We start from the raw sequence: 25,574 nt of genomic DNA, 5'->3' as shown, positions 1-25,574 counted from the left end.
TCAATGACCGCCGAGGTAGCCCATGGCTTGGTCGCGAGCTACGGCGGCCGATGACCGCTCGCTTTCCGGGCCGAAGCCTCCGCCTCCGGAAGTCTCCAGCCGGACCACATCGCCCTTCTGAAGCGGAAGGTTGTCGGATTTCGGCGGAATAGGCGTCTCTATGCCATCGCGGCGAAGGACCAGCGCGCCCACCGCCGCCGGCCCGCCGCCGGCGAGACCATAGGGAGCATGATCGAAGCGATCCATGTTCGAGGTAAAGAAGCAGCGAGGGCTGTCGATCCGCCATTCACGCACCAAGCCAAGCCCGCCACGGAAACGTCCGGCCCCACCGCTGCCATCGCGCAACCCATAGCGCATGATCGTCAACGGGAGCTGCGCTTCGATCATCTCGATGGGGATGTTGCTATTGTTATGCATGCCGCTCGCGAAGGCATTCACGCCATCCTTGCTCGGATGCGCTCCTGAACCGCCGATTTCAATTTCCACGAGCACCTCGCGCGTCTCGGCGACCGTCTGGAACGTCGTGACATAGCTGTTGCCGTAGTAGGCTGCCGGAATCAGGTCGGGAACGGCCTGGTGCAAGGCGCCATTCATGGCGTTGAGCAAGCGGTGAGTCACCGCGACGCGATGTGCGACGGGGGCCGGATGTGCCGCATTCACGACCAGCCCCTCAGGGGCGATGACGCTGATCGGCCGATAACAGCCAGCGCTCATATGCAGCGAGGAGTCCGCGCAGCACATGAGCGCGAACATGACGGCCGCGTTCGTGCTTGCAAGTGTCGCATTGGTTGGCCCTGCCACCTGCGGGTCACATCCGGAAAGATCTACCGAGGCCTCGTCCCCGCTGATGGTAAGCGAGACATGAAGACGAATGGGCTTGCCGAGATCGATTCCGTCATCGTCAAGGAAATCGGTGAATTCGTAGGTACCGTCCGGCATACGCGCGATGGCCGCGCGCATGCCGAGTTCGCTCATGTCGAGAATGCGGGCGCCGGCCTCGATCATCGCCTCTGCGCCAAAGCGGGCCGCCAGCCGCAGGAGAGCGCCTGCGCCCACGTCTAGGCTGGCAAGCTGCGAAGACAGGTCGCCCAGCAGAAGGTCGGGCTTGCGGACATTCTGGCGAATCATGGACCAGACGCCCTGATTGAGCACACCCTTGTCGAGGATCTTCAGCGGTGGAATGCGAAGGCCTTCCTGGAAGATCTCCGTCGCCTTGGCTGCATAACTGCCGGCAGCCAACCCGCCCACGTCGATATGGTGGCAAAGAGTACCGACGAATGCGATGCGCCGACCCTCGTAGAAAACAGGCTTGTACGCGATGATGTCGGGCAGATGCTGCCCCCCGCAATACGGGTCGTTCGTGATCACCACGTCCCCCGCGTTCCAATGCTCGCTCGGAACGAAATTGGCGAGAATCTCGCGTAACGCGTGGCTCATCGAGTTGAGATGACCGGGAATGCGCGCCGACTGCGCCAAATTCCAACCATCGGCGTCGAAGACGGCGGTCGAATAATCCAGGAGCTCGCGCACTATGGTGCTGCGACTGGTGCGCCAGACCGTGACGTCCATCTCCGCCGCCGCAGCATTGAAGGCGTTTCGAATCACCTCGATCTCGATGGGGCCCAGCATCACGCGATCCTCCTGGCGATAAGCGCCCCTTCCGGGTCCAGCTTGGCTTCCCACCCCGCGGAAATCACATGCGTCGCAAAGGCCTCCTCCACAATGGCCGGCCCGGATACGACATCTTCGGTATGGAGCGTCTCGCGCCTCCAGACGGGCCACAGATTCGCCTGGCCACCATGCGACACAAGCCGTGATCCAGGCGTCGCGCGTTCCTCGACAACCCCGCCGGATGTCTCAGCGGGCTGGGGGAGCCGGCCGATCGCCGCCATACGCAATGTCACAATCTCCACGGGCTCGTTCTCTGCCGCATAGGAGAACCGGGCGCGATGCGATGCATGGAAGCGTGACAGTAGCGCTTCGATATCCGGTGCCTCTGGCCAGGGAACCAGAAGTTCGAAGGCCTGGCCGTGATAACGAAGGTCCGCGGATATCTCCATGGCGCGCTGATCCTCGGGGACGCCATCCAACATCAGGCGTGAGGTGGCTTCGTTCGCCAGCGCCGCGATGGCGGCCTCGATCTCCGACATGGCGGACCTCTCGGCCCGCAGCAAGCGCGACCTCGCGAGGTCCTGAACCAACTCCGAGAACAGAATTCCATAGGCGGAAAGCGTGCCGGGCTCGCGGGGAAAAACGACTTCGCCGATGCCGAGTTCGTCGGCGACCTCCGTGGCGTGCAGACCACCTGCACCGCCGAACGACAGCAGGGCAAACTCCCTGGGATCGAGTCCCTTCTCGAAGAGCGAAAGGCGAACGGCGGAGGCGAGTTGCACATTGGTCACGCGAAGCACACCCTCAGCCGCGGCTTCCGCGCCAAGACCGAGGGGCCTGCCGACGTAGTCCTCCATCGATTTCCTTGCCGACGACACGTCGAGGCGCATGGCGCCGCCCAGGAAGAACTCAGGGTCAAGACGTCCGAGAACCGCGTTGGCGTCCGTCACCGTCGGCAGGGTGCCGCCCCGGCCATAGCAGACCGGACCGGGCCGAGCCCCCGCACTTCGCGGTCCGACGCTCAGGCGGCCCGAGGAGTCCACAGCGGCAATCGATCCGCCGCCCGCGCCGATGGTCCGCATCTCCACCATCGGCAGTCGCACAGGCAATCGATCGACCTCACCCTGCGTCACGAGACCGATTCTGTGGCCTTGCACAACGCTGACGTCGAAGCTGGTGCCTCCCATGTCCACGGCCACCAGGTTCGGCCTTCCCAGCCTGCGCGACAGGCGTTCTGCCGCCAGGGCGCCGCCCGATGGTCCAGAGAGCAGTAGGCGCGCGGGCTGCGCCGCCGCACGTGCGAGGCTGCACATGCCCCCATTGGACTGAACCAGGAAGATGCGCGGGGAGAAACCGCCCTCGCCAAGTCGGGCCTCGAGCCTGGCCAGGTAATTCTGAACCACGGGCATCAGCACGGCATTCAACACAGTGGTCGAGAGCCGTTCGTACTCTCGGATCTCGGGGCTGATGTCAGAGGAGATCCCCACGGGCACGTCTGGAAGGGCCGCTCGCACCGCATCGCGCAAGGCGATTTCATGCGACGGGTTGGCGTAGGCGTGAAGAAGTCCGATTGCCACAGCCTCCGGCCGCGCAGCCTTGATGCGCTCCAAGACTGGCGCGATGCCGCAGAGCGGTATCTCGACACTGCCGTCTGCGCGCATTCGCTCTTCGACCCCGAAACGCCTATCGCGGTCGATCAGGCAGGGGAATGGCTCGGGGGCCAAGCCGTAGAGATCTCGCCGCACATGACGGGTGATCTCGAGAACATCCTCGAAGCCCGACGTCGTCAGCAACACGCCGCGCGCGAGTTGCCTCTCCAGGACCGCATTGGTCGCGATCGTCGTGCCGTGCAGGAGCAAGCCGACGTCGCCAAGCGCAAACCCGAAGCGATCCGCAGCCTCGCGCACACCGTTGAGCAGACCTTCAGATGGATCGCCCGGCGTTGTCGGGGTCTTCCATGCGACGACCCGGCCGTGGCGCTCGTCAAGAATCTGGAGATCCGTGAAGGTTCCGCCGATGTCGACGGCGATGCGGACTGGACGCTGTTGCATGGTTCGAAGATCCGAAGTTCAGCCCATCACGCGGGGCAGCCAGAGAGCGATCTCGGGAAAAATCAGCAGGAGAATCACGGCGCCGAGATAGGCCATGAGAAAAGGCATCACGCCCACGAAGACATCCGTGATCGGACCTCCCTTGGGCCGCATGCCTTGCAGGACGTACATCACAGTCCCATCCGGCGGGCTGATCTGCGCGATCTCGACCAGCATCGTGACCACGACGCCAAACCAGATGGGATCGTAACCAAGCGCCACCACGACAGGGAAAATCACAGGCACCGTGGTGATAATCATGGAGAAGCCCTCCATGAAGGTGCCAAGCGCGAAGTAGAGGCCGATGATGCACAGCATGATCGCCCAAGGCGGGAGCGGCAGGTCGGCGATCAGCGCCGCCAATGCCTGAGGTACGTTGATCGTCGTCAGGATGTAATTGAGTAGATAGGCGCCGAAGATAATCAGGCCGAGAAGCGCTGTGTTTCGAGCCGTCGCTTCAGCCGATGCCTGCAACAGACGGAAAGTCAGCTTACGCTCGATCAACGCAAAGAACATCGAGCCCGTGACGCCGAGGGCCGCCGCCTCGGTCGGCGTCGCCCATCCCGCATAGATGGATCCCAGCACGAGCAGTATCAGCAGCAGGGTAGGCACGAGATCTACCAGCGCCCGAAGCTTCACGGTGAGCGGCAGCGCCGGCGGCTTGTCCATCCTGTGACGCAGCCCATGCCCGGCAATGAGCAGCAGGAACAATCCCGTCACGAGGATTGAGGGTACCAAAGCGGCGATGTAGAGCGCCCCAACGGATGTCTCGGTGATGAGGCCATAGATGATGAAGGTAATCCCGGGCGGGATCAGATTGCCCAACGCGCCGCCGGCAGCCAACGACCCCAGCACCCAGCGCTGATTGTAGGAGGAGCCCTGGAAGAAGGGCAGCGCGACTGACCCCATCGTGGCAGCCGTCGCGACACTCGAACCGCTGATGGCACTGAAAATGGCGCAGCTAACGATATTCGTGTGGAGCAAACCGCCTGGCAGCCGGTTCAGCCACACGTTGAGAGCGCGATAAAGCCGATCGCTCAAGCCAGCCCGCAAGAGAATTTCACCCATCAGCAGGAACAGCGGAACGGCAACCAACACGAAATTGGACGACGGCCCCCAAAGCGTCTGGCCAGCGAAGAGCCACCACGGCCGATCGCTGAACATAAAGCCCGTCAGGAAGGCCAGGACTCCCAGCACCGCCGCGATGTAAACGCCCGAGCCGAAGAAGACGACGAAGACGCCGATCAGCATGAGGATCTCGGCGACGGGCAAAGCCTGGGCGCCTGAGGCCGCAGCGAAAACGACAACCCCGAGCAGGCCAAGAAGGAAGGCGATAGCGATCAAGGGGCGCCCTCGCGCGCCATGGCTACGGCTTCAAGTGCCTCTTCTGCCTCATCGTCGATCGTGCGGGAGCCCAACAACCGGTCGAGTTGCGCGCCCTTGCCGGTCAGAAGAGCAAGCACGCTCTCTAGAAGCAGGACCAACGTCATGACGAGGAACGCGACCAATCCAGCCAGCCAAATTCCCTGCGGTACCACCAACGGGATATGAAGAGCGGAGTTATCGTGGGCATCGAACAGCGCGCTCTCGTCATAGAGTTGCCATCCAGCCCACGCGACAAAGGCCGCGAACACGGTCAACAGGCAAAGTGAGAAGAGGTGCAGCGGCGCCCGCCAGACGAGCGGCAAGCGGGTCACCAGCACATCGACGCGGATATGTGCGCGGCACGCAAGCGTGTGCGCCAGAGCCCAGGCAATGCCGCAAGCAAGCATGTATCCGGTGATCTCAACGGTCGCCGCCGAGGAAACGCCAAAGACGTTGCGCCCCACGATGTCGCCCGTGATGAAAAGAGCGCACATCACGTAGTTCCAACCGGCGACCCAGGCCATGACGGCCGCCAGCGCCGAGACGCCGCGGCGCAGCAGCGTGGCGGCGGGCAACACAATTAACCGCCGAACCTAACGCCCGAGAGAGGCGCGATGGTCTGGTTGTAGATCTCGCCGCAACGCGCTCCACAGCGACGGACAAAGCCAGGCAGCACCACCTGCTCGAAGATCCGGCGCGTCTCGGCCTTGTCAGCGTCACTCGCTTTCACCTCCGTCATGGGGCGCGCTGCGAGAGTATGGATGCGGCAGGCATCTCGATTGCCAATGGCGCAATCGATCCCGTCGCGCGTCGCCGCTGCGCCGAGTTCCCATTGAGCATCGCTCACCTCGCGGAAAGCGGTCTCGATCAACGCCCTTACAGGCGGCTCGAGGCGATTGAACCAGTTCAGGTTGACGATGTACGCAGCGACCGCCCAACTGACCGGCAGATCACTGATATGGGTCGAGACTTCGGGCCAGCGAGCGGCAACGCCCGAACCCGAACCGGTGATGGCGCAGTCGACCACACCACGCTCCAGGGCCGAGTAGACTTCCGGGAAGCCGATTGAGGTGGGCTGGGCCCCGAGCGCCGTATAGAAATCGACTAGGCTGTTGCCGAAAGTCCGAATACGGCGACCACGAAGATCGGATAGCGACGTGAAGGGCGCCCGGCAGAAAAGCACCTGCGCCGGGAACGGATACATCGCCATGATGCGCACACCGAAACGTTCCAAGTCACGATTTGCCACCGGCGTCATCGCATCAGCGATACGGCGTGCAAGCGCGATGTCCGGCGCGAGGCCGGAGAGGTCGACACCGTCCAGGATGGGCACATCACCGGAAAGGGTCGACAGCGTGCCCGCACCGATCTCCGCCTGGCCGGCGCGAACGAGGCGCACGATCTCGTTGCCCGCGAGATTTCGCTCCGCATGGCTGGCAAGAGTTACCTCGATCCGCCCACCGCTACGCTCGCGAAGCCCATCGCGCAGGATCCGCTGATCGACACGGACAAACTGCGGCTGCGTAGGCAGCGGCTGGGTCACCGCCGTGATGGGAATACGAGGACCAGGGGGAATACTTTGCGCCAGGACGGGGGACGCGAAGGCGACGATAGCCAGAAGCGAGGCCAGGCCAGTGCGAAACATGCAACCTCCTGCGGATCGAGCAGGTGGGGAGCATGGCATGGCTTACGAGTTGCGCCAGCCCACCGTCGTAATCACCCGCCGGGTTGGCCAGTAGGGTTTGCTTCGCGGTGCAGCAAAGCGGGCGCCGTCATGCCCAAGGGTTACGCTTCCCCGGCTTCACCCATACTGAGCTGGAACTCGCTCCACCCGGCAGCCTCGACATTGCCATCAGTCTGGAAATTCGTTCCTCGGTGGGCGGATGGGTCGCGAAGAGATTATCGAGCCGGAAGCCGGAAAGCGGATTGATAATGAACATGTGCGCACTCGCCGGATGGGCCTCGGCTGTCTGGTTGACGTGACCGATTTTGCCGCGCTCCAGTTTAGCGAGCCCACTCGCCAGCCAAGTCGGATCACCACAAATTTGCGCGCCTTCGGCATCCGCCTCGAACTCACGTGCTCGGCTGATCGCCATCTGGACCATCATGGCGGCGAGGGGGCCCACCACCAGCATCAGCAGCACCCCGACAATGCCAAGGGGATTCCCCCGCCCTTCCCGGTCCCGTGGCGCAAGCAATCCGCCGAACTGAGCGAGGAACCCGATGGCGCCGGCCAGAGTGGCCGTCACGGCCATGATCAGCGTATCGCGATGCTTGATGTGGGCGAGTTCGTGGGCCACGACACCCGCGACCTCCTGCTCGTTCATGAGATCCAGAAGGCCGGTGTTGACCGCGACCGCGCCATGCTCAGGGCTACGCCCGGTGGCGAAAGCATTGGGCTGGTCTTCATGGATCACGTAGAGCGCAGGCATCGGCACACCCGCGCGCTGTGCCAGCCCCTCGACCATGCGATAGAGTTGCGGAGCCTCGGCGGCCGTCACCGGCTGCGCATTGTGCATACGCAATACGGCAGCGTCGCTTCCCCACCAGGCGTAGAGATTCATGGCACCCGCCAAAGCCAGCGCGATCACGGCGCCATTGCCACCTCCCAGCATGTAGCCGATCCCCATGAACAGGGCGGTCAGCGCTGCGAGAAGAATGAAGGTCCTGACCATCTTCCGAAATGCTCCATCTCGCCCCAAATCTGGGGCATGACCGAAGAAGAAAAGCCCCCCGTCCCGGCCCCAGGTGGCGAACCGCGCTCGGCGCCACCACTTACCAAGATCGAACGCCCCAAGCACCCGCCAGCTGCTCAGGAAGGCGAGCATGGCGGCCCGACCGGCCCCGAGCCCACCCGGTACAATGACTGGGAACGAAAAGGCCGAGTCAGCGATTTCTGATGGGACAGTGGGACAGGCGCGCTAACATCCATCCCTGACGCTTGAAGGACAGACAGATGGGTCCGCACATCCAGGCCTTCTTCGACCAGCCCACGAACACTATCACCTATCTGCTCGGCGATCCCGGCACCAAGGACGCCGCGGTGATCGATCCCGTTCTGGATTGGGATCATAAGGCGGGCACCGCCGACATCCGTTCGGCGGAAGCCCTGTTGGCGGCCGCCGAAGCGGGAGGGTGGCGCATCGCGCACATCCTTGAGACCCATGCACATGCCGACCACCTTTCGGCCGCGCCCTTTATCAAGGCGCGAACGGGGGCGCCGATTGGCATCGGCGCACGCATCACCGAGGTGCAGCGTATCTTTCGCCCGGTTTTCAATCTGCAAGGGATGGCACCCGATGGGGCCGATTTCGATTTACTCTTTGAGGATGGATCGCGCTTTCGGGTAGGCCACCTGGAGGTCGAGGTCATGCACCTGCCAGGCCACACCCCGGCATGCGTCGGCTATCATGTCCGGACGGGGAATGAGGCGTCAGCCGACGTTTTCGTCGGCGATACGCTCTTCATGCATGACTATGGGACAGCGCGCTGCGATTTTCCCGGGGGTGACGCGCGGACCCTTTATCGGTCCATTCAGCGGCTTCTCGCTCTACCCCCGGAAACACGGCTTTGGATGTGCCACGACTACAAGGCTCCCGGCCGCGACCAGTTTGCCTGGCAAAGCACGGTGGCTGAGCAGCGGGCGAGCAACCCTCATGTCAAGGACGGCAAGACGGAAGAGGAGTTCGTCGCCTTCCGAACTCAGCGAGACACGACCCTGGCGGCACCTGCCTTGCTCCTGCCGTCGATCCAGGTGAATGTCCGCGCCGGTCGCTTCCCGGCCGCCGAAAGCAACGGCGTCCGGTATCTGAAAGTGCCCGTTACCGCGACGGCGGCGGCCATCCTGGACTAGACGCGATCGGTCGAGGCGCTTGGGCGATATCGGCGTGCCCAGGCGAGATGGGCCGACGCGTCAAATTGATGCTCATAACCCATCAGAATAGACCGCGTTCCGGCACGTCGAAGAGCCTGTGGAGGAAGGCGGCGATCGCCACCTCACACGTTGAAGCGGAAGAGCATCACGTCGCCGTCCCGGACGATGTAGGATTTGCCCTCGACGCGCATCTTGCCCGCTTCCTTGGCCCCCTGCTCGCCATTGAAGGCGACGTAGTCCTCGTAGCCGATGGTCTCGGCCGCAATGAAGCCACGCTCGAAGTCGCCGTGGATCACGCCGGCCGCCTGAGGTGCCGTCATGCCACGGGTAATGGTCCAGGCACGGGTTTCCTTGGGCCCCACCGTGAAATAGGTGATCAGGCCGAGCAAATCGTAGCCCGCGCGAATAACGCGATCGAGGCCGCTATCCTCGAGGCCCAGCGTCTCGAGGAATTCCGCACGCTCGTCCTCCGCCATCTGGGCAATTTCGGCCTCGATGGCGGCACTGACGATGACGGCGCGCGCTCCTTCCTTCTTGGCGAACTCCGAGACGCGCGCACTGAACTCATTGCCAGTGGCTGCCGAGCCTTCATCGACGTTGCACACATAGAGAACCGGCTTCGACGTCATGAGGCCAAGACGGGAAGCGGCGGCCTCCTCACCCTTCGGAATCGCGGTCCGAGCTGGGCGGCCGGCCTGCAGCGCTGGCAAAATCGCCTCGATGAGAGCGAGTTGCGCAGCCGCCTCCTTGTCGTTGCCACGCGCCTTCTTCTGCAGCGCAGGCACGCGCTTCTCCAGGCTATCGAGGTCCGCGAGCATAAGTTCGGTTTCGACAGTCTCGGCGTCGCGCAGCGGGTCCACCACGCCATCGACATGGGTGATATCGCCGTCCTCGAAGCAACGCAGGACGTGGACGATGGCGTCCACCTCCCTGATGTTGCCCAGGAACTGGTTGCCGAGACCTTCCCCTTTGGACGCGCCTCGAACCAGGCCGGCGATATCCACGAATTCAAGGCTCGTCGGCACGATCTTCACGCTTTTGCCGATGGCTGCGAGCCTAGCGAGACGTGGATCAGGAACAGCCACTCGGCCTACGTTGGGCTCGATGGTGCAAAAGGGATAGTTCGCCGCCTGCGCAGCGACCGTCTGGGTCAGCGCGTTGAAAAGCGTCGACTTGCCGACGTTGGGCAAGCCGACGATGCCGCAATTGAAACCCATTTCGATATCCGTTTCAGGCCGCCAGCGCGGCCGCCAGTTCCTGCACACGAATGGCCGCAGCGATGCGCGCGGACGCATCGTCTGTCGGCAAAGAAAGTGCGGCAGCCCGCAGCGAAGGCACGAGAACCTGCGGAGGCAGACCCGCACGCTTCGTGGCGATCGCAAGGGCCGCCGATAGTTCGGAGACGGTCCCGCCGGGTGCCAGGATTTCAGCGGCTTCTAGCAGCAAGGCTGCTCGGCTTGCAGCTTCGGCGGCAGCCCCGGCGATGGACTTCAGGCGCCGGATATCGCTGACTGGCCCTGGGTCCGTCGCGGTCGGAAGCGTGCTCCGCAGGGCACCAGCCGCCTGGGCCTCCACGGCCGCGAATTGCCGCAAGGCCTGGGCGATAGCGGCCGCTGCGTTCAGGAGATCCTCGGGACCAGGACCTCCGAAAAACTCTTCCACAACCACCGGCTCGCTCATGTCTTCTCCTGCATCAGCAGTGCGATACGGGTCATGAACTCCTCCGGCCGGCCCTGCGCAAGAACGGCCGCTCCGTCCGCCAGGGCGTCCAGGAGCGTCTCAACCCAGATGTCGGCCTTGGCGAAATTACCGAGTACGTGGCCAGTGACACGATCCTTGTGGCCTGGATGACCAATGCCCAACCGAACACGCCAAAAATCTGGTGTGGCGAGCGCGCGCTGCATGTCGCGGAGGCCATTATGTCCGGCAGCACCGCCACCCTTCTTAACTCGGACCTTGCCGGCCGCGAGGTCGAGTTCGTCATGCCAAGCGCAAATGTCGCCGGCGGAAATCTTGTGAAAGGCAGCGGCCGCTTGCACGGCGTCACCGCTAGCATTCATGAAAGTCATGGGCTTGAGCAGAAGGATCTTCTGCCCTCCGAGGCTGCCGTCAGCAACCTCGCCTTTAAATTTTTGCCGCCACGGCGAGAAGCCGTGGCGGCGAGCAATGGCGTCGAGCGCCATGAAGCCGATGTTGTGCCGCTGCCTAGCATGTTCCGTCCCGGGGTTCCCGAGACCTACCCAGAGCAGCACGACGCGACCTTACTTCTTCTTCGCAGGCGCCTTGGCAGGAGCGGCGGCGGCGTTCTTCTGCTTCGTCGCCTCCGGGGCAGCAGGCGCGGCGCCCGCAGCCGCGTCATCCACCACCGTCGGCGCCGCGAGCGTGGCCACCACGAAGTCGCGACCCACGATCACCGGCTTCGCACCAGCATGGTCCTTCACGGCGGACCAGCGCAGGCTGTCGCCGATCTTGGCTTCGCTGAGGTCGATCTCGAACTTCTCCGGCACCGCATCAGGGTCCGCCAGGACCTCGAGCTCACGCCGCACCAGATTGAGAACGCCGCCAGCCTTGATTCCGGGGCAGGTATCTTCGTGCAGGAAGGCGACGGGCACCTTGACGCGGATGCGCGCGCCGGGAGCCAGGCGCTGGAAGTCTACATGCAGCGGACGGTCGGTGACGGGGTCAAACTGCACGTCGCGCAGCAGCGCGCGCTCGGTGAGACCATCCTTGATCGCCACCTCGTAAAGATGCGACTGCCAGCCGCCCTTCTGCAGTTCCTTCATGATGTCGCGGGGGTCGAAGGCGACCAGAGTCGCGTCCTTCTTCGCACCGTAGACAACGCCGGGGACAAGCCCCTCTCGCCGGGTCGCGCGCGCCGCCCCCTTACCGGCACGCCCGCGCGCCGCAGCTTCGATCCGGATGGTTTGGACCATGCCACTCGCTCCTATTCGGGTGTGTTCGCTTCCGCACATGCGTCAGCAGGCGACCTCCAGGGGTGTCGCCGTGGGGCGCTTCTACGGGATCAGCGGAGGCTCGCCAACCCCCGAAAGCTATATGTCAGGCCGCCGCGCGCGCAGCCGGCACGCCCCTGACCCGCCCGCCGGGCAGGGCTCCAGGCACGGAAGCCGCTTGGTCGGCCGCGGCCAGCAGCCGCTTCCAGTCGAGACCTGTCTCGACCCCCATACGGCGGAACATCCAGACCGCGTCTTCCATAGCGGTGTTCCCCGTCGCACCTGGAGCATAGGGACAGCCCCCGATTCCGCCGGAACCGGCGTCGAAAACACGGCATCCTGCTTCCCACGCGGCGGCGATATTGGCGAGGCCCATCCCATAAGTGTCGTGGCCATGGAAGGCAAAGCGCGATCCCCAACGGCTGATGGCCTCGCGCATGAGACGCGCCACCTGGTCAGGGCCCGCGTTGCCGGTCGTATCGCACAGCGCGATTTCCATCCGGGGATTCAGAGACTGGATACGCTCGACGAATTCAAGCGCCGCGCTCTCGGGAACAACGCCCTCGAACGGACAGTGAAACGTGCAGGACAGGTTGAAGCGGATCTTCATGCTGTCGGGCGTGTCCCGCACGATCGACGCCAGATCGGCAAAACTCTCCTCTCGGGTACGATTGAGGTTGGCCTTGTTGTGCCCCTCGGTCAGCGACATGAAGAGGCCGAGCCGGTCGACACCCGCCTCAAGCGCGGTGTCGAACCCACGTCGGTTGGGCACCAGGACGGTGCATTCCAGCCCATCCAGCTGCTTAGCGGCCTCGAGGACCTCTCGGGTGTCGGCCATCTGCGGGATGGCACGCGGGCTCACGAAACTGCCTACTTCCATCCGCCGCATGCCCGCGGCGTGCAGAGCCCTGACCAAGGCGATCTTCTGTTCCGTCGGCACGAAGCCCTGGATGGGCTGCAGTCCGTCGCGGGGACTGACCTCGGACAGCGTGACCTTCATCGGGCTTCTCCCAGCAATTCACCAAATACATGCTCGTTGTCGGCCCCTGCCGCCCGGCCCGTCCAGCGCACCATGTCGGCGGGGGCGACACCATCCAGGCGGAAAGGCGGCGCGGGATGCAGGACCGGGCCGATCAGGGGATCCCGGACCTCCAGCACCATGTCGCGATCCCGGAAATGCGGATCCGAGGCACAGTCCGCGATGTCGTAAAGGCGGGAGCAGGGCACCTCGGCGGCCTCTAGCGCAGCCTCTGCCGCCACGGCGGGCAAGGACTTTGTCCATGCAGCGATGGCGGCGTCGAGTTCCGCGGCGTGGGCACAGCGCCCGCCATTGGTCGCCATCCGGGGATCCTCGGCGAGCTCAGGTCGCCCGATCTTCTCCATCAACCTCTTGAAAATGAAGTCAGAGTTCCCGGCGATGCAGAGCCACTTTCCATCGGCACAGGGGTAGGTGTTGGTCGGAGCCGCCGTCGGAATAGCAGCACCCGCCGGCTGGCGCACCCAGCCGAACAACCCGAATTCGGGCAGCATCCCCTCCGTCAGGCTGAAGACGCTGCTCACGAGATCCAGATCCAAAGTCCGCCCCGCCTTCTGCTGCGAGCGATCGCGTCCCCAGCAGGCCGAAACGAGGGCGAGCGCCGCGTACATGCCGGCCAGATCATCACTGATCGAAACGCCGCAGCGCGGTGGCGGAAACTCGTTTTGCCCGGGATTGGCCGTGAGGTGCCGCAGGCCACCCATCGCCTCACCAATGGCACCGAAGGCAGGCTTGTCCCTATACGGACCGTCCTGCCCATAGCCACTGATACGCGCGATCACGAGTGCCGGGTTGTCCGCCCGCAGCACCTCGGGGCCGAGCCCGATGCGTTCGATATAGCCAGGGCGGAAATTCTCGACCATGGCGTCTGCTCGCGCGCAGAGCGCCCTGACACGCCGCTTGCCCTCTTCGCTTTTCAGATCGAGCGTGACCGACAGCTTGTTGCGGCCATGCACGCTGAACCAGACGGAATGCCCATCCTTCTGCGCGCCCCAACCGCGGAACGGGTCGCCGCCAGGTGGCTCCACCTTGATAACCTCGGCACCCAGATCCGCCAGCAGCCGGGTACAATATGGGGCCGCGATGTAGTGGCCCAGTTCCACAACCTTGAGACCCTGCAAGGGTAGCATGCTTCTTCCCCGTCGATGCTCTGGGGATAGCGAAAACCGGCGCGATGAGGAACCGCCCCCAGGCTTTCCTGCCCTCAACGCTTACGTCAATCTTCCATTCCACCTTGAAAGCCGGCCCATGGACGATCCCTCATCTCAAGCTCTGATCAAGGCCGCTCGGCTTGAAGAGACAGCCCGGCGCTTTCCAGACGATGTGAGCGACGCCCTCGCCAATGTAGCGAGATATCGTGTGCAGCTGCCCCGTACCAGCGACCCGGCATTGGAGCCGACACCCGCCTTCATTCCCCGAGAAATCCGCCGATGAGCGCGCCGCATGAGCTCACGCTCGCAGAAGCCAGCGGGCTGATCGCCGCCCGTAAGCTCTCACCCGTCGAACTACTGGAAGACTGCATCTCCCGGATCGAGGCTCTCGATCCCAGGATCAACGCCTTCGTGAGGCAGACCAGCGAGGAAGCGCGCATCGCCGCGAAGGAAGCCGAGACAGAAATTGCGCGAACGGGTCCCCGCAGCCCCTTGCATGGCATCCCGGTAGGCATCAAGGACATCATCGACCTCGCGGGCCATCCAACGACCTGCCACTCCCGCCTCCGCCTGGACCATCATGCCGAACGTGATGCGGCCGTGGTCGCTCGCCTCCGCAAGGCGGGCGCCGTCTTTCCAGGCAAGCTGGCCACACACGAATTCGCCATTGGCGGCCCGGCCTTCGACCTCCCCTTCCCGCCTGCCCGCAATCCCTGGAATCCGGCTCATCACCCTGGCGGCTCGTCATCTGGCTCGGGAGCGGCCATCGCGGCCCGAATGATTCCGGCTGCCCTCGGCACGGATACCGGCGGAAGCGTCCGCCATCCTGCATCGCATTGCGGCATCGTCGGCCTGAAACCGACATATGAACTGGTGCCGCGCGAAGGGGTTTTTCCGCTCGCCTTTTCGCTGGACCACGTTGGTCCCCTGACTCGAACGACGCGCGATGCGGCCTTGATGATGAACATCATGGCCGCCGGCCGCGAGGACTACACACGCCATCTGAACGACGGTCTCCGCGGGCTGCGAATTGGCTTCGTGCGGCACTTTCATGAAAGGGACCAGCCTGCCCACCCGGAGATGGCGGCGGCGATCGAAGCCGCATCCGCTCTCATGGAGAACGAAGGTGCCACTGTCTCCAATCTCATTCTGCCTCCGTTGGGCGAATTCTCAAGCGTCAACCGCGTCATTCTCGTCGCGGAGGCCGCGGTCGTGCACGAGGACTGGTTGCGCAACCGGCCGGAGGACTACGCCGGCGTGACTCGCCGCCGGCTCCTACCGGGGCTTTTCCTTCCGGCTGTGGACCTGATGCATGCCGCTCGCCATCGCACTCGACTGATCGCGGCCGTGGAGAATGCATTTCGCGATGTCGATCTGCTATTGACCGCAAGCAGCATGGACCCCGCTGCCTTGATCGACGACATCGCGGAAGTCGAGCGTACCTATCCCCGCCAAGCGCGGACGCCCTTCAATGTCACTGGTCACCCCGCTGTCACCCTGATGGCAGGCCTCTCCTCAGGCGGCCTGCCCCTGTCCATTCAGCTGGTGGCTCCTCTATTCGCCGAGGCCCTGCTGCTTCGCGCCGCGCATGGCTTCGAGCGTGCCGCTCCCTGGAAGGACATGGCGCCGCCCCTCCATGGCTGATTCGTGGATACCGACCGGTTGCGTTGTCGTGGCTGGCCTGAAAAGCGAGGCGGCGTTGCTGCCGAAGGGATGCCGCGTTGCCATCTCGGGTGGCGACCCCGAACGCCTCGAAGTTTTGCTGGCGAGCCTACCGGACGACGTGACCCATGTCTTGTCATTCGGTGTTGCCGGCGGCCTCGATCCCTGCACCCGATCCGGCGACATTTTCGTCGCCACATCCTTGGCGACAGCGACAGGCCGCTTCACCTGCGACGCGCCATGGCGGAAAGCGATCGCGCTTCGTACAGGCGCCAAGCCGGCGATCCTGGCCGCTAGCGATACTCTTTTGCAGTCCGCTTCCCAGAAGGCGGCACTTCATCTGGCGAGCAGCGCGGCCGCGGTGGATATGGAAAGTGGAGTGGCTGCGCGCTTCGCCGCGAAGCGCGGGGCTGAGTTTGCCGTCCTTCGCGCGGTCGCCGATGGGCCGAACGAAACCCTGCCGAGTGTCGCAGCTGTGGGCCTGCATCCCGACGGTTCGCCAGCGCCATTGCGCGTTATGGCAGCGCTTGCACGACGCCCTTGGGAACTGCCCTCCCTCCTGCGCCTAGCGCGAGCAAGCGCAAAGGCTCACGCCGCGCTAAAGGTAGCTTTATCCTGAGCTTGTCGCATCTGTGGGCCTCCCTTATTGCCAGGACCAAACAGGAGGAAATTATGCATCGCCGCGCCATTCTGGCTGCTGCCGCCTCGTCGGTCGCGCTTCCTGCGATCGCTCAGGATTGGCCCCTCGCCCCGATCCGAGGCATCGTCCCTTTTGCAGCAGGCAGCGCGACCGATATCGTCGCGCGGCTGTTCGCGGAGCGAATGCGCGAAGTGCTGGGCCAGCCGGTGGTCGTCGAGAATCGGGCCGGGGCATCTGGTCTGATCGGAGCGGAGGCTGTGGCCCGTTCGACACCCGACGGCATGACCGTGCTCTTCGGAACGAATTCAACGAATGCTGCAGCCAACGCCCTTTTTCGCCGCGTACCATTCGATATGGAGCGAGACTTCGCGCCGGTCTCGTTGCTGGCGTCGGTACCGCTGCTCGTGGCGGTTTCGGCCACTAGCCGCCTCCAGTCGCTGAACGATTTGATAGCCGCCGCGCGAGGTCAGCCAGAAGGCATCAGCTACGCATCTGCCTCGGCTTCTCAACGCGTTGCGACGGAGATGCTCGCCTCCATGGCCGGAGTTCGACTGCTGCACGTGCCCTATCGTTCGTCTCCGCTTGCCGTACAGGATCTTGTGGCCGGGCGTGTGGACCTTTTCGTCGCGGATCAGGCCGTCATCCTGCCAGCGGCGCAGAGCGGTCAACTACGGGTCCTGGCCGCGACTACCAAGGCTCGGTCGCCTCAGCTGCCCGACGTTCCCACCGTCGCCGAAGCCGCCAATCTTCCCGAATACGAGCTTTTTGCCTGGTTCGTTCTGGCAGTCCCTGCGGCCACCCCAGCGCCCATCATCGCCCGCCTGAACTCCGCGGTACAACGTGCGGCATCCAATCCCGAGTTGCGGCAACGGCTGGGCGATACGCTAGGGATGGCCGTCACCCCCTCAACGTCTGAAGAGGCGGCGATCTTCGTGCGTCGAGAGACGGCGAAATGGACAAGCGCGATCCGGGCTGCCGGGATCGAACCCGAATAGGCTCCCGCCGCGTTCGCCGTCAGTTTCCCGCCAGCCACTGGCCTCCCAGTCGGTCCGCGCCCGAGGGCAAGGGCATGGCGGGGTCCCGGGTGAAAGCCAGGATGTCCCGAACGGCAATGTCACGACGACGATCTAGGAGAAGGAGATGCCTTCCCTCAGGATACCGCGCCACTCGGAACGGTTGTCCCTGCGGCACCGTTCGCAATGCTGTTCGGAGCGGGCGTTCCTCCGCCACCGGGTCCCGGGCGCCGATCATAACGAGCGTCGGAGCGGTGCAGCAATTTGCCAGTCGTGGCATGGTGGTCTGCATCATCTGCAACATACCCCAGACCGTATCTACTCGCGCATCCTGCTCGGCGTCGGGGTCGGCATAGAGTCGCTCCAATGCGTCGTCATTGTCGGTCGGAATCATGGTGGGCGAACGACCGGGTACCGCCAGGCCAGGGAAACTGCGAAGTGCGAGATGGAAGGACGCCGCCGTAGCCGGGCCCATGTCGGCTAAGGTCCAAAGCCCTGGGGAAAGAAGAAGCCACCCGTCCACGCGCGGGGCGCCGGGGTCGCCCGCGAATCGGTCCTGTAGAATGAAAGCCGTATTCGCTCCCATGCTTTCACCCAGGACGAAAAGCGGAATGCCCGGGTTTTCCTCCCGAACCAGCCGGATCATGGCTTCCGCGTCGGCTGTCAGCGCGGCCTCGCCCGGCCAGATGCCGCGCCTCCGGTTCCGCCCGTGGTTGCGCTGATCATAGGTAATTACCCGGAGGCCGTCCGCGGTGAACTCCCCGATCACTTCCCGCAGGAAACCGGTCGCGTGATTGTTCATCCCATGCAAGCCCAGCACCACGGCACGAGGCGGCCCCTCCGGCTCCGCACGCGCCACCCGAAAGGCCTGGTCGTCTGCCGTATGGAAAGTGGCAGCGGACAAAGCGGGGGCTCTGACAGATGGTCCCGCGCCCACCACGGCCGGCGCGCAGGCCGTGAGTAGCGCAGCAAAAAGGACGGCGGACCAGGACCCGCCCGCTCTGAAAGGGAGCCGGAATCGGCCGTGCTTCGGCATGCAGGGCACTATCTGGCTAGCCACAGCACCAACGAGCGACAGCTTGGCACGGGGCCACCCAAGTCTCCTGACATGCCGGTCTCATCTCCAACGCAGGAATGTTGGATGAACTCAGCCAAGCTCGAATGGCGAAATTACGGCTATGATCAATGGAGCCAGACCGCATAAATGTATCTGGAGATCATGGCGCGCCCGGGAAGATTCGAACTCCCAACCCCCAGATCCGTAGTCTGGTGCTCTATCCATTGAGCTACGGGCGCTTGCCGTGGGACGGGGAATTACCGCTGTGAGGCGCGCGACGCAACCCCCCTGACCCATGCAATATTCGCTGGCTGCCGCTCAGCCAGCGAGCTTGTCGAGCTCGCGGATAATGCTTTCGCCCATCACCGAGGTGCTGATTCGCGCCATGCCGGGCTGCATGATGTCGGCCGTGCGCATTCCGCCCGCCAGGACGCGCTCCACTGCCTGCTCGATAAGGCGCGCATCCTCTTCCATGCCGAAGGACCAGCGCAGCAGCATCGCGAAAGACAGGATTTGCGCGCTGGGGTTGGCCGTCCCCGTGCCGGCGATGTCAGGTGCCGAACCGTGGATCGGCTCGTAGAGGGCATAGCGCCGCCCGTCGGGCCCCACCGCCCCCAGCGTCGCTGAAGGAAGCATGCCGAGAGAACCTGTCAGCGCGGCCGCCAGATCGCTCAACACATCGCCGAAGAGGTTGGAGGCCAGGATGACGTCGAACTGCTTGGGGCGAGAGCACAGCTGCATCGCCGCATTGTCGGCATACATGTGCTCAAGCTGGACGTCGGGGAATTCGGCCTTGTGAACCTCACTAACCACGGCGCGCCAGAGACGGCCGGACTGCATGACGTTCGCTTTCTCGGTGCTGGTCACCTTGTTGCGGCGCTTGCGGGCCAGGTCGAACGCCACACGGGCCACACGGGCGATCTCATCCTCTGAGTAGACTTCGGTATCGATGCCCACGCGCTTGCCATTCGCATCCGCGTGAACGCCGCGCGGCTCACCGAAATAGATTCCGCCGGTGCTCTCGCGGACAATCATGATGTCGAGGCCACGCACCACGTCCGGCTTGAGAGAGGAAGCCTCCACAAGCGGGTCGAGCACGACGGCGGGACGCAGATTGGCAAAGAGGCCAAGTTCCTTCCGCAGTCGCAGAATGCCGAGCTCCGGGCGCTTGTCGAAGGCCAAGCTGTCCCACTTCGGCCCGCCGACACTTCCGAAAAGGACCGCGTCGGCCGCGCGAGCGGCAGCAACAGTCTTGTCCGAGCAGGGGGTACCTTCCGCGTCGATAGCGGCGCCACCGACGAGACCTTCCTCGATCTCGAAACGAGCCCGGCGGCGATGATCCATCCAGTCGATGACGCGGCGGACCTCGTTCATCACCTCCGGCCCGATGCCGTCACCCGGTAGAACCAGCAGCTTCTTGTTCGCAGTCATTTGAAATCCTTCAGGCGTAGAGCCAGGGCTGGGCCGCACGCTGGCGGGCCTCGAAGCTGTCGATCGCGGGCTTGTGCTGCAGGGTCTGCCCGATGTCATCCAGACCGTTGAGCAAGCAGTGACGACGGAACGGATCAATCTCGAACGAAATCTCTTCCCCGTTCGGACGAACGACGACGGAGCGTTCAAGGTCGACGGTGATGCGCGCGTTCTCGCCCATGCGGGCGTCGTCCATCAGCTTCTCGCAAATCTCGCGCGGAAGCTTGATGGGCAGCACACCGTTCTTGAAGCTGTTATTATAGAAGATATCCGCGAAGTCCGGCGCGATGATGCAGCGGATGCCGAAATCCAGAAGCGCCCAGGGCGCATGCTCGCGCGAGCTGCCGCAGCCGAAATTCTCAAAGGCGATGAGGATTTCGGACTTGCGATACTTCGGCTGATTCAGGACGAAATCAGGCTTTTCGGAGCCATCCTCCTCGTAACGCATATTCGCGAAGAGATGCTTGCCGAGCCCTGTCCGCTGGATGGTCTTGAGAAAGCGCGCAGGGATGATTTTGTCGGTATCGATATTCGCCGCCGGCAGCGGGGCCGCGACACCGGTCAGGGTCGTGAAGGGCGTCATGTCAAATGCTCCCTGCTGGCTGCCAATCGCGAACGTCAGTGAGGTGGCCCGCCACGGCGGCCGCAGCCGCCATGGCCGGAGAAACCAGGTGCGTGCGCCCGCCCGGTCCCTGCCGTCCCTCGAAATTCCGGTTGGAAGTGCTGGCGCAGCGCTGGCCGGGCGTCAGCTTGTCCGGATTCATGCCCAGGCACATCGAGCAGCCGGCCTCCCGCCACTCAAAGCCAGCATCCTGGAAGATGCGATCCAGGCCCTCATCCTCGGCCTGAGCCTTCACGAGGCCCGAGCCAGGAACAACCATCGCACGCACGCCCTCAGCCACATGCCGGCCCTTGGCGATAGCCGCGGCGGCACGCATGTCCTCGATCCGGCTGTTGGTGCAGCTGCCGATGAAGACGACATCGACCTTCAGCTCCGTCAGCTTCTGGCCAGGCGTCAGGCCCATATACTCCACCATGCGCTGGAGCTGCTCGCGGCGCGACTCGTCGGCCACATCGGCGGGGTTGGGCACTGAGGCGGTGATGGGCGCGACATCCTCGGGGCTCGTACCCCAGCTGACCATCGGGACGATGTCTTCGGCGCGGAGATGAACCTCCTTGTCGAAATGTGCACCCGGATCTGTCGGAAGCTGGGACCACCAGGCGACCGCCCGGTCGAAATCCACACCCTTCGGAGCATGCGGCCGCCCCTTCACATAGTCGAAAGTCGTCTGGTCGGGGGCGACCATGCCGGCCCGCGCTCCGGCCTCGATGCTCATGTTGCAAACCGTCATACGACCGGCCATGTCGAGCGCCCGGATGGCCTCGCCGGCATACTCGATCACGTGCCCAGTGCCGCCCGCAGTTCCGATCTTGCCGATGATGGCGAGTACGATGTCCTTGGCCGTGCAGCCCACGGGCAGCTGTCCGTCGACCGTCACGCGCATGTTCTTCGCGGGCTTCTGCAGCAGCGTCTGAGTCGCCAGGACGTGTTCGACCTCGCTGGTGCCAATTCCGAAAGCCAGTGCACCCATCGCACCATGGGTCGACGTATGGCTGTCACCGCAGACGATCGTCATGCCAGGAAGGGAAAGCCCCTGCTCCGGCCCGATGACGTGGACAATGCCCTGCCGCGCATCAAGCAGCGGGATGTAGGGCACGCCGAACTCGACCACGTTGTGCTCGAGCGTCTCGACCTGCAGTCGGCTCTCGGGGTCAAGGATGCCAGTGCGCCGGCTGCTGTCGGTCGCGATGTTGTGGTCGACCACGGCGATGGTGGCGTCGGGACGATGAACCGGACGCCCTGCGGCGCGAAGCCCTTCGAAGGCTTGAGGGCTGGTCACCTCATGGACGAGGTGGCGGTCGATATAAAGAAGGGCCGTGCCATCGGCGAGGGTTTCGACGACGTGCTGATCCCAGATCTTGTCGAACAGGGTGCGCGGCTTTCCGGCGCTCATTAGCATTTCCCCCAGGGGTATAGATGAAAAAGGCCGCGCCCTGCGGCGCGGCCTTGTTAGTGGACCTCAGTCCGCACTCTCTTCCTTCGCCGGAGCCGGAGAGCGCAGCCCCAGCTTCTCGGCGATGCGGGCCGACTTACCTGTGCGGCCGCGCAGGTAGTACAGCTTCGCGCGACGCACCTTACCGCGGCGCACGACGGAGATGTCAGCGATCGCCGGAGAATGCAGCGGGAAAACGCGCTCCACGCCCTCACCATAGGAAAGCTTGCGCACCGTGAAGTTGCTGTGCAGCCCACGGTTGGAGCGCGCGATCACCACGCCCTCATAGGCCTGGGTGCGGATGCGCTCGCCCTCGACCACCTTCACCATGACACGCACGGTGTCACCCGGCGCAAACTCAGGCACGGGACGGGCGGCGACGAGGCGGGCCTTCTGGTCGGCGTCGAATTGCTGCAACAGGTTCATCGATCTAGTCCTTTCGAAATGAGCTTTAGGATGCGGCGCTACCGCCGGCAACCTGCATTCTGGTCCATAGGTCTGGCCGCCGCTCGCGCGTCACGGCCTCTGATTCCTGGCGCCGCCAGCGCGCCACCTCGGCGTGGTGGCCTGAGAGCAGGACAGGCGGCACCGCACGGCCCTGCCATTCGGCCGGCCGCGTGTACTGGGCATATTCAAGCAAGCCGGCGCTGTGGCTCTCTTCGACGGCACTTTCCGGGGCGCCCATGACGCCAGGCAGAAGGCGCACGCAAGCATCCAGAAGGATCATCGCCCCGAGTTCGCCGCCGGAGAGCACGTAGTCGCCCACGCTCACCTCCAGCATTTGCCGTGCCTCGATGACCCGCTGATCCACACCTTCGTAGCGCCCGCAGAGGAGCACCACGCCCGGCCCTGCAGCCAAGTCGCGCACCAGGGACTGATCCAGCAGGCGCCCGCGGGGCGTTAGGTAGATCAACGGGCGCTCGTCATTCTTCGCCAAGGTGGCCGAGATGGCGGCGTCGATCACATCCGGCCGCATCACCATCCCGGCGCCGCCGCCGAAAGGCGTATCATCCACCGTGCGGTGCCGATCCGTGGCGAAGACACGGATATCTTGGGCCTGGCAGCCCCAGATGCCCTCACGCAGCGCACGTCCAGCCAGGGAGGTGCCGAGCGGCCCCGGAAACATCTCCGGGAAGAGCGTGAGGATCGTGGCGGACCAGCTCACGCCGCACCCTCCCCTTCCACGACGACCTCTTCGGGCAGCAGGACAACGATCCGGCGCGCGGTCAGATCGACTTCCGGCACCACGGCCCGGGTAAAGGGCACCAGACGCTCGGGTGGCCCCCGGAGAGTCAGGAATACGCCCGCGCCGTAGTCCTCAACGCCAGTGACCACTCCCAGAGACCTGCCTGCCGGGTCGAAAGCGGAAAGGCCTTCGAGATCGGCCAGGTAGAACTCCTCCGGGTCCGAGGGAGGCGGCAAGGCATCTCGTGCAACATAGAGGCGCGTCCCCGTCAGGCGGGAGGCCGCATCACGGTCCGAGACACCCTCGATCCGCATGAGGTCCGGCGCGAGCATCTCGACAGAGAAGCTGCGCGTTCCCGTCTCATCGGTCAGAAGGCCGTAGGCGACGAGGTCTTCCGGCGTAGCCGTGAAGCTGCGGACGCGCATCAGGCCCCGCACACCGTGCGGCCTCCCGATTTCGCCCAGCAGGATCTTCCCGGCCGTCATGCGTTTCAGACTTTCGCGTCAGCCCGTTCAGCCGGCCGCGGCAGCGGCGCGTTCCTGCGCCTTCTTCTTCGGCGCGGACTGCTTCGGCTGCTCACGGAACTCGGGCATGGCAATGATGCCGGCGCGGCCCAGGAACTTCGCCACGCGCTCGGTCGCCAGGGCGCCCTTGCCGATCCACTCCTTGATCTTCTCGTCCTGCAGGCGGACGCGATCCTCATGCTCGGCCGGCAGCATCGGGTTGTAGCTGCCCAGCTTCTCGATGAAGCGCCCGTCGCGAGGCGAGCGGCTGTCGGCCACCACGATATGGTAGTAGGGACGCTTCTTGGCGCCAGCGCGGGCGAGGCGAATCTTAAGGCCCATCGGAATTACTCTCCTGAGTTAATAAGCGAAAAATCGTGGGGGAGGCGGCCCATCAGAACGGCCTCCGGCCTTGCGGGAGAAGCGAGGCGAATCCGCCGCGCATCAGTCCCTTCTGACCCATCTTGGTCATGCGCTTCATCATGTCGCGCATGTCCTCGAATTGCTTGAGCAGCCGATTCACGTCCTGCACGGAGACACCCGAACCGGCCGCGATGCGTCGCTTCCGCGACGCCTTGATAAGCTCTGGCGCGCGACGCTCGCGCACCGTCATGCTGCTGATGATGGCGGCCTGACGCTTCAGGATCGACTGATCGATATTGGCATCGCCGAGCTGCTGCTTGATCTTCTGCGCACCCGGCAACATGCCCATGATACCCGACAGGCTGCCCATCTTGCCGATCTGCTTCAGCTGGCTGGCATAGTCCTCGAGGCTAAACTGCCCTTTCTGCATGCGAGCAGCGAGCTTTTCAGCCTCCGCCTGATCGATCGTCTCCGCCGCGCGCTCGACCAGCGACACGATGTCGCCCATGCCCAGAATGCGATTGGCGATACGATCCGGGTGGAAATCCTCGAGCGCATCAAGCTTCTCGCCGGCACCGAGCAACTTGATCGGCGCCCCGGTCACCGCCCGCATGGAAAGAGCTGCACCGCCACGCGCATCGCCATCGACGCGCGTCATAACAATGCCGGAGATGCCCATGCGCTCGTTGAACGCACGCGCAGTGTTGACCGCATCCTGGCCGGTCATCGCGTCGACGACCAGAAGGGTCTCGTGGGGCTGGACCGCCGCCTTTACCTCGGCGACCTCGGCCATCAAGGCCTCGTCGATCGAGAGGCGCCCCGCCGTATCCAGGATCACGACATCGAAGAGCTCGCGCCGCGCAACATCCATGGCGCGCGCCGCGATCTGCAGCGGCGCCTGCCCCTGGACGATCGGCAGGCCCGTGACCTCGGCACGCTCGGCGAGCTGCGCGAGCTGCAACTGCGCGGCCGGCCGATGGACGTCGAGGCTTGCGAGAAGAACCTTCTTCCTGTCGCGGGCACGCAGGCGCTGAGCGATCTTGCCGGAAGTCGTGGTCTTACCCGAGCCCTGGAGGCCGACCATGAGGATCGGCACCGGCGCGGGCGCGTTCAGATCAAGTCCCCGCGCCCCCTCGTCACCGCCGCCCAGCGCCTCGACCAACGCGTCATGGACGATTTTGACGACCTGCTGGCCAGGCTGGATCGAACGGATGACTTCCTGCCCGACGGCCCGTTCACGCACCTTCTCCACGATGCTCTTGACGACCGGAAGGGCGACATCGGCCTCAAGAAGCGCGACCCGAACCTCGCGCAGCGCATCGGACACGTCTGCCTCGGACAGCGCGCCGCGACCGCGCAACCGGTCGAATACTCCTTGAAGCCTGTTACCCAGCGCCTCGAACACGAAAGGGCCACCCCAAACAAAAATGCGCCGCTGCGCGAAACTCGCGGAGCGACGGGGATCCCGCCCAATGCGGGACCCATACCGGATAAGCCGGCAGAAACGCGCGCTTAAGCGCGAAGCCCGGGAAAGTCAACACGCAGGCG

26 protein-coding genes and 1 tRNA gene are annotated in these 25,574 nt (G+C 64.3%); 5 read left to right on the top strand and 22 right to left on the bottom strand.

What is annotated here, in order from left to right:
• The 6 genes from WJM96_RS17405 to htpX form a co-directional block, all read right to left on the bottom strand.
• Positions 1 to 1,629 (bottom strand): hydantoinase B/oxoprolinase family protein, encoded by a 1,629-nt coding sequence (locus WJM96_RS17405; protein ID WP_424813800.1) that lies wholly within the window; start codon positions 1,627 to 1,629, stop codon positions 1 to 3.
• Positions 1,629 to 3,662 carry a hydantoinase/oxoprolinase family protein gene (locus tag WJM96_RS17400; protein ID WP_424813799.1) on the bottom strand — a complete coding sequence of 678 codons (2,034 nt, stop codon included), beginning with the start codon at positions 3,660 to 3,662 and terminating at the stop codon, positions 1,629 to 1,631. The genes WJM96_RS17405 and WJM96_RS17400 overlap by 1 nt, the downstream gene beginning before the upstream one ends.
• 18 nt (positions 3,663 to 3,680) lie before the next feature.
• Positions 3,681 to 5,045 (bottom strand): TRAP transporter large permease, encoded by a 1,365-nt coding sequence (locus tag WJM96_RS17395; protein ID WP_424813798.1) that lies wholly within the window; start codon positions 5,043 to 5,045, stop codon positions 3,681 to 3,683.
• The gene (locus tag WJM96_RS17390) at positions 5,042 to 5,641 is read right to left on the bottom strand and encodes a TRAP transporter small permease subunit (protein ID WP_424813797.1); all 600 of its coding nucleotides are present in this window, start codon (positions 5,639 to 5,641) and stop codon (positions 5,042 to 5,044) included. Before WJM96_RS17390 ends, WJM96_RS17395 begins: the two co-directional genes overlap by 4 nt.
• A gap of 5 nt (positions 5,642 to 5,646) precedes the next feature.
• Positions 5,647 to 6,711: a TRAP transporter substrate-binding protein gene (locus tag WJM96_RS17385; RefSeq protein WP_424813796.1), complete on the bottom strand. Its 1,065-nt coding sequence runs from the start codon at positions 6,709 to 6,711 to the stop codon at positions 5,647 to 5,649.
• Positions 6,712 to 6,838: 127 nt separating this feature from the next.
• Positions 6,839 to 7,741: a zinc metalloprotease HtpX gene (gene htpX / locus WJM96_RS17380; RefSeq protein WP_424813795.1), complete on the bottom strand. Its 903-nt coding sequence runs from the start codon at positions 7,739 to 7,741 to the stop codon at positions 6,839 to 6,841.
• 36 nt (positions 7,742 to 7,777) lie between these two features.
• Here htpX and WJM96_RS17375 point away from each other — a divergent pair, with 36 nt between their 5' ends.
• Positions 7,778 to 7,966 carry a DUF1674 domain-containing protein gene (locus WJM96_RS17375; protein ID WP_424813794.1) on the top strand — a complete coding sequence of 63 codons (189 nt, stop codon included), beginning with the start codon at positions 7,778 to 7,780 and terminating at the stop codon, positions 7,964 to 7,966.
• Between the two features lie 56 nt (positions 7,967 to 8,022).
• Complete coding sequence (locus tag WJM96_RS17370) at positions 8,023 to 8,919, top strand: MBL fold metallo-hydrolase (protein ID WP_424813793.1); 897 nt, start codon at positions 8,023 to 8,025, stop codon at positions 8,917 to 8,919.
• A 143-nt stretch (positions 8,920 to 9,062) separates the two neighbouring features.
• Here the strand turns inward: WJM96_RS17370 and ychF are convergent, their stop codons facing one another.
• The 6 genes from ychF to WJM96_RS17340 all read right to left on the bottom strand — a co-directional run bounded on the left by ychF (position 9,063) and on the right by WJM96_RS17340 (position 14,057).
• Positions 9,063 to 10,157, bottom strand: a complete 1,095-nt coding sequence (gene ychF / locus WJM96_RS17365; RefSeq protein WP_424813792.1) for a redox-regulated ATPase YchF — start codon at positions 10,155 to 10,157, stop codon at positions 9,063 to 9,065.
• A gap of 13 nt (positions 10,158 to 10,170) precedes the next feature.
• Positions 10,171 to 10,620 (bottom strand): hypothetical protein, encoded by a 450-nt coding sequence (locus WJM96_RS17360; protein ID WP_424813791.1) that lies wholly within the window; start codon positions 10,618 to 10,620, stop codon positions 10,171 to 10,173.
• On the bottom strand, positions 10,617 to 11,192 hold the full coding sequence (gene pth, locus WJM96_RS17355; RefSeq protein WP_424813790.1) for an aminoacyl-tRNA hydrolase: 576 nt from the start codon (positions 11,190 to 11,192) through the stop codon (positions 10,617 to 10,619). Before pth ends, WJM96_RS17360 begins: the two co-directional genes overlap by 4 nt.
• Positions 11,193 to 11,201: 9 nt before the next feature.
• On the bottom strand, positions 11,202 to 11,873 hold the full coding sequence (locus WJM96_RS17350; protein ID WP_424813789.1) for a 50S ribosomal protein L25/general stress protein Ctc: 672 nt from the start codon (positions 11,871 to 11,873) through the stop codon (positions 11,202 to 11,204).
• A gap of 124 nt (positions 11,874 to 11,997) precedes the next feature.
• Complete coding sequence (locus WJM96_RS17345) at positions 11,998 to 12,891, bottom strand: hydroxymethylglutaryl-CoA lyase (protein WP_424813788.1); 894 nt, start codon at positions 12,889 to 12,891, stop codon at positions 11,998 to 12,000.
• Positions 12,888 to 14,057 carry a CaiB/BaiF CoA transferase family protein gene (locus tag WJM96_RS17340; RefSeq protein ID WP_424813787.1) on the bottom strand — a complete coding sequence of 390 codons (1,170 nt, stop codon included), beginning with the start codon at positions 14,055 to 14,057 and terminating at the stop codon, positions 12,888 to 12,890. Before WJM96_RS17340 ends, WJM96_RS17345 begins: the two co-directional genes overlap by 4 nt.
• A gap of 300 nt (positions 14,058 to 14,357) precedes the next feature.
• Here WJM96_RS17340 and WJM96_RS17335 point away from each other — a divergent pair, with 300 nt between their 5' ends.
• The 3 genes from WJM96_RS17335 to WJM96_RS17325 are packed head-to-tail and all read left to right on the top strand — an operon-like array spanning position 14,358 to position 17,375.
• Complete coding sequence (locus WJM96_RS17335; RefSeq protein WP_424813786.1) at positions 14,358 to 15,722, top strand: amidase; 1,365 nt, start codon at positions 14,358 to 14,360, stop codon at positions 15,720 to 15,722.
• Complete coding sequence (locus WJM96_RS17330; protein ID WP_424813785.1) at positions 15,715 to 16,359, top strand: hypothetical protein; 645 nt, start codon at positions 15,715 to 15,717, stop codon at positions 16,357 to 16,359. The genes WJM96_RS17335 and WJM96_RS17330 overlap by 8 nt, the downstream gene beginning before the upstream one ends.
• Before the next feature lie 53 nt (positions 16,360 to 16,412).
• Positions 16,413 to 17,375 (top strand): Bug family tripartite tricarboxylate transporter substrate binding protein, encoded by a 963-nt coding sequence (locus WJM96_RS17325; RefSeq protein ID WP_424813784.1) that lies wholly within the window; start codon positions 16,413 to 16,415, stop codon positions 17,373 to 17,375.
• A 19-nt stretch (positions 17,376 to 17,394) separates the two neighbouring features.
• Here WJM96_RS17325 and WJM96_RS17320 read toward each other — a convergent pair whose 3' ends face one another.
• The 10 genes from WJM96_RS17320 to ffh form a co-directional block, all read right to left on the bottom strand.
• Entirely contained in the window at positions 17,395 to 18,429 is a 1,035-nt protein-coding gene (locus tag WJM96_RS17320; protein WP_424813783.1) for an alpha/beta fold hydrolase, read from the bottom strand.
• 184 nt (positions 18,430 to 18,613) lie between these two features.
• Positions 18,614 to 18,689 (bottom strand) — tRNA-Arg (locus tag WJM96_RS17315).
• A 79-nt stretch (positions 18,690 to 18,768) separates the two neighbouring features.
• Positions 18,769 to 19,881, bottom strand: a complete 1,113-nt coding sequence (gene leuB, locus WJM96_RS17310; protein WP_424813782.1) for a 3-isopropylmalate dehydrogenase — start codon at positions 19,879 to 19,881, stop codon at positions 18,769 to 18,771.
• A 10-nt stretch (positions 19,882 to 19,891) separates the two neighbouring features.
• Complete coding sequence (leuD, locus tag WJM96_RS17305) at positions 19,892 to 20,503, bottom strand: 3-isopropylmalate dehydratase small subunit (protein ID WP_424813781.1); 612 nt, start codon at positions 20,501 to 20,503, stop codon at positions 19,892 to 19,894.
• A 1-nt stretch (position 20,504) separates the two neighbouring features.
• Positions 20,505 to 21,941: a 3-isopropylmalate dehydratase large subunit gene (gene leuC / locus WJM96_RS17300; RefSeq protein WP_424813780.1), complete on the bottom strand. Its 1,437-nt coding sequence runs from the start codon at positions 21,939 to 21,941 to the stop codon at positions 20,505 to 20,507.
• Between the two features lie 60 nt (positions 21,942 to 22,001).
• Positions 22,002 to 22,400, bottom strand: coding sequence for a 50S ribosomal protein L19 (gene rplS / locus WJM96_RS17295; protein WP_424813779.1), 399 nt, complete (start codon positions 22,398 to 22,400; stop codon positions 22,002 to 22,004).
• Positions 22,401 to 22,425: 25 nt separating this feature from the next.
• Positions 22,426 to 23,139, bottom strand: coding sequence for a tRNA (guanosine(37)-N1)-methyltransferase TrmD (trmD, locus tag WJM96_RS17290; RefSeq protein ID WP_424813778.1), 714 nt, complete (start codon positions 23,137 to 23,139; stop codon positions 22,426 to 22,428).
• A complete protein-coding gene (gene rimM / locus WJM96_RS17285; protein ID WP_424813777.1) occupies positions 23,136 to 23,645 on the bottom strand; it encodes a ribosome maturation factor RimM in 510 nt (169 codons plus the stop codon). Before rimM ends, trmD begins: the two co-directional genes overlap by 4 nt.
• Before the next feature lie 27 nt (positions 23,646 to 23,672).
• Complete coding sequence (gene rpsP, locus WJM96_RS17280) at positions 23,673 to 24,005, bottom strand: 30S ribosomal protein S16 (protein WP_424813776.1); 333 nt, start codon at positions 24,003 to 24,005, stop codon at positions 23,673 to 23,675.
• A gap of 52 nt (positions 24,006 to 24,057) precedes the next feature.
• Positions 24,058 to 25,431: a signal recognition particle protein gene (gene ffh, locus WJM96_RS17275; protein ID WP_424813775.1), complete on the bottom strand. Its 1,374-nt coding sequence runs from the start codon at positions 25,429 to 25,431 to the stop codon at positions 24,058 to 24,060.
• Positions 25,432 to 25,574 lie beyond the last annotated feature (143 nt).

The sequence above is a fragment of the Roseococcus sp. YIM B11640 genome, assembly GCF_049727625.1.
In the GTDB taxonomy this organism is placed as follows: Bacteria; Pseudomonadota; Alphaproteobacteria; order Acetobacterales; family Acetobacteraceae; genus Roseococcus.
This window is presented reverse-complemented; position numbering and strand designations above follow the sequence as displayed.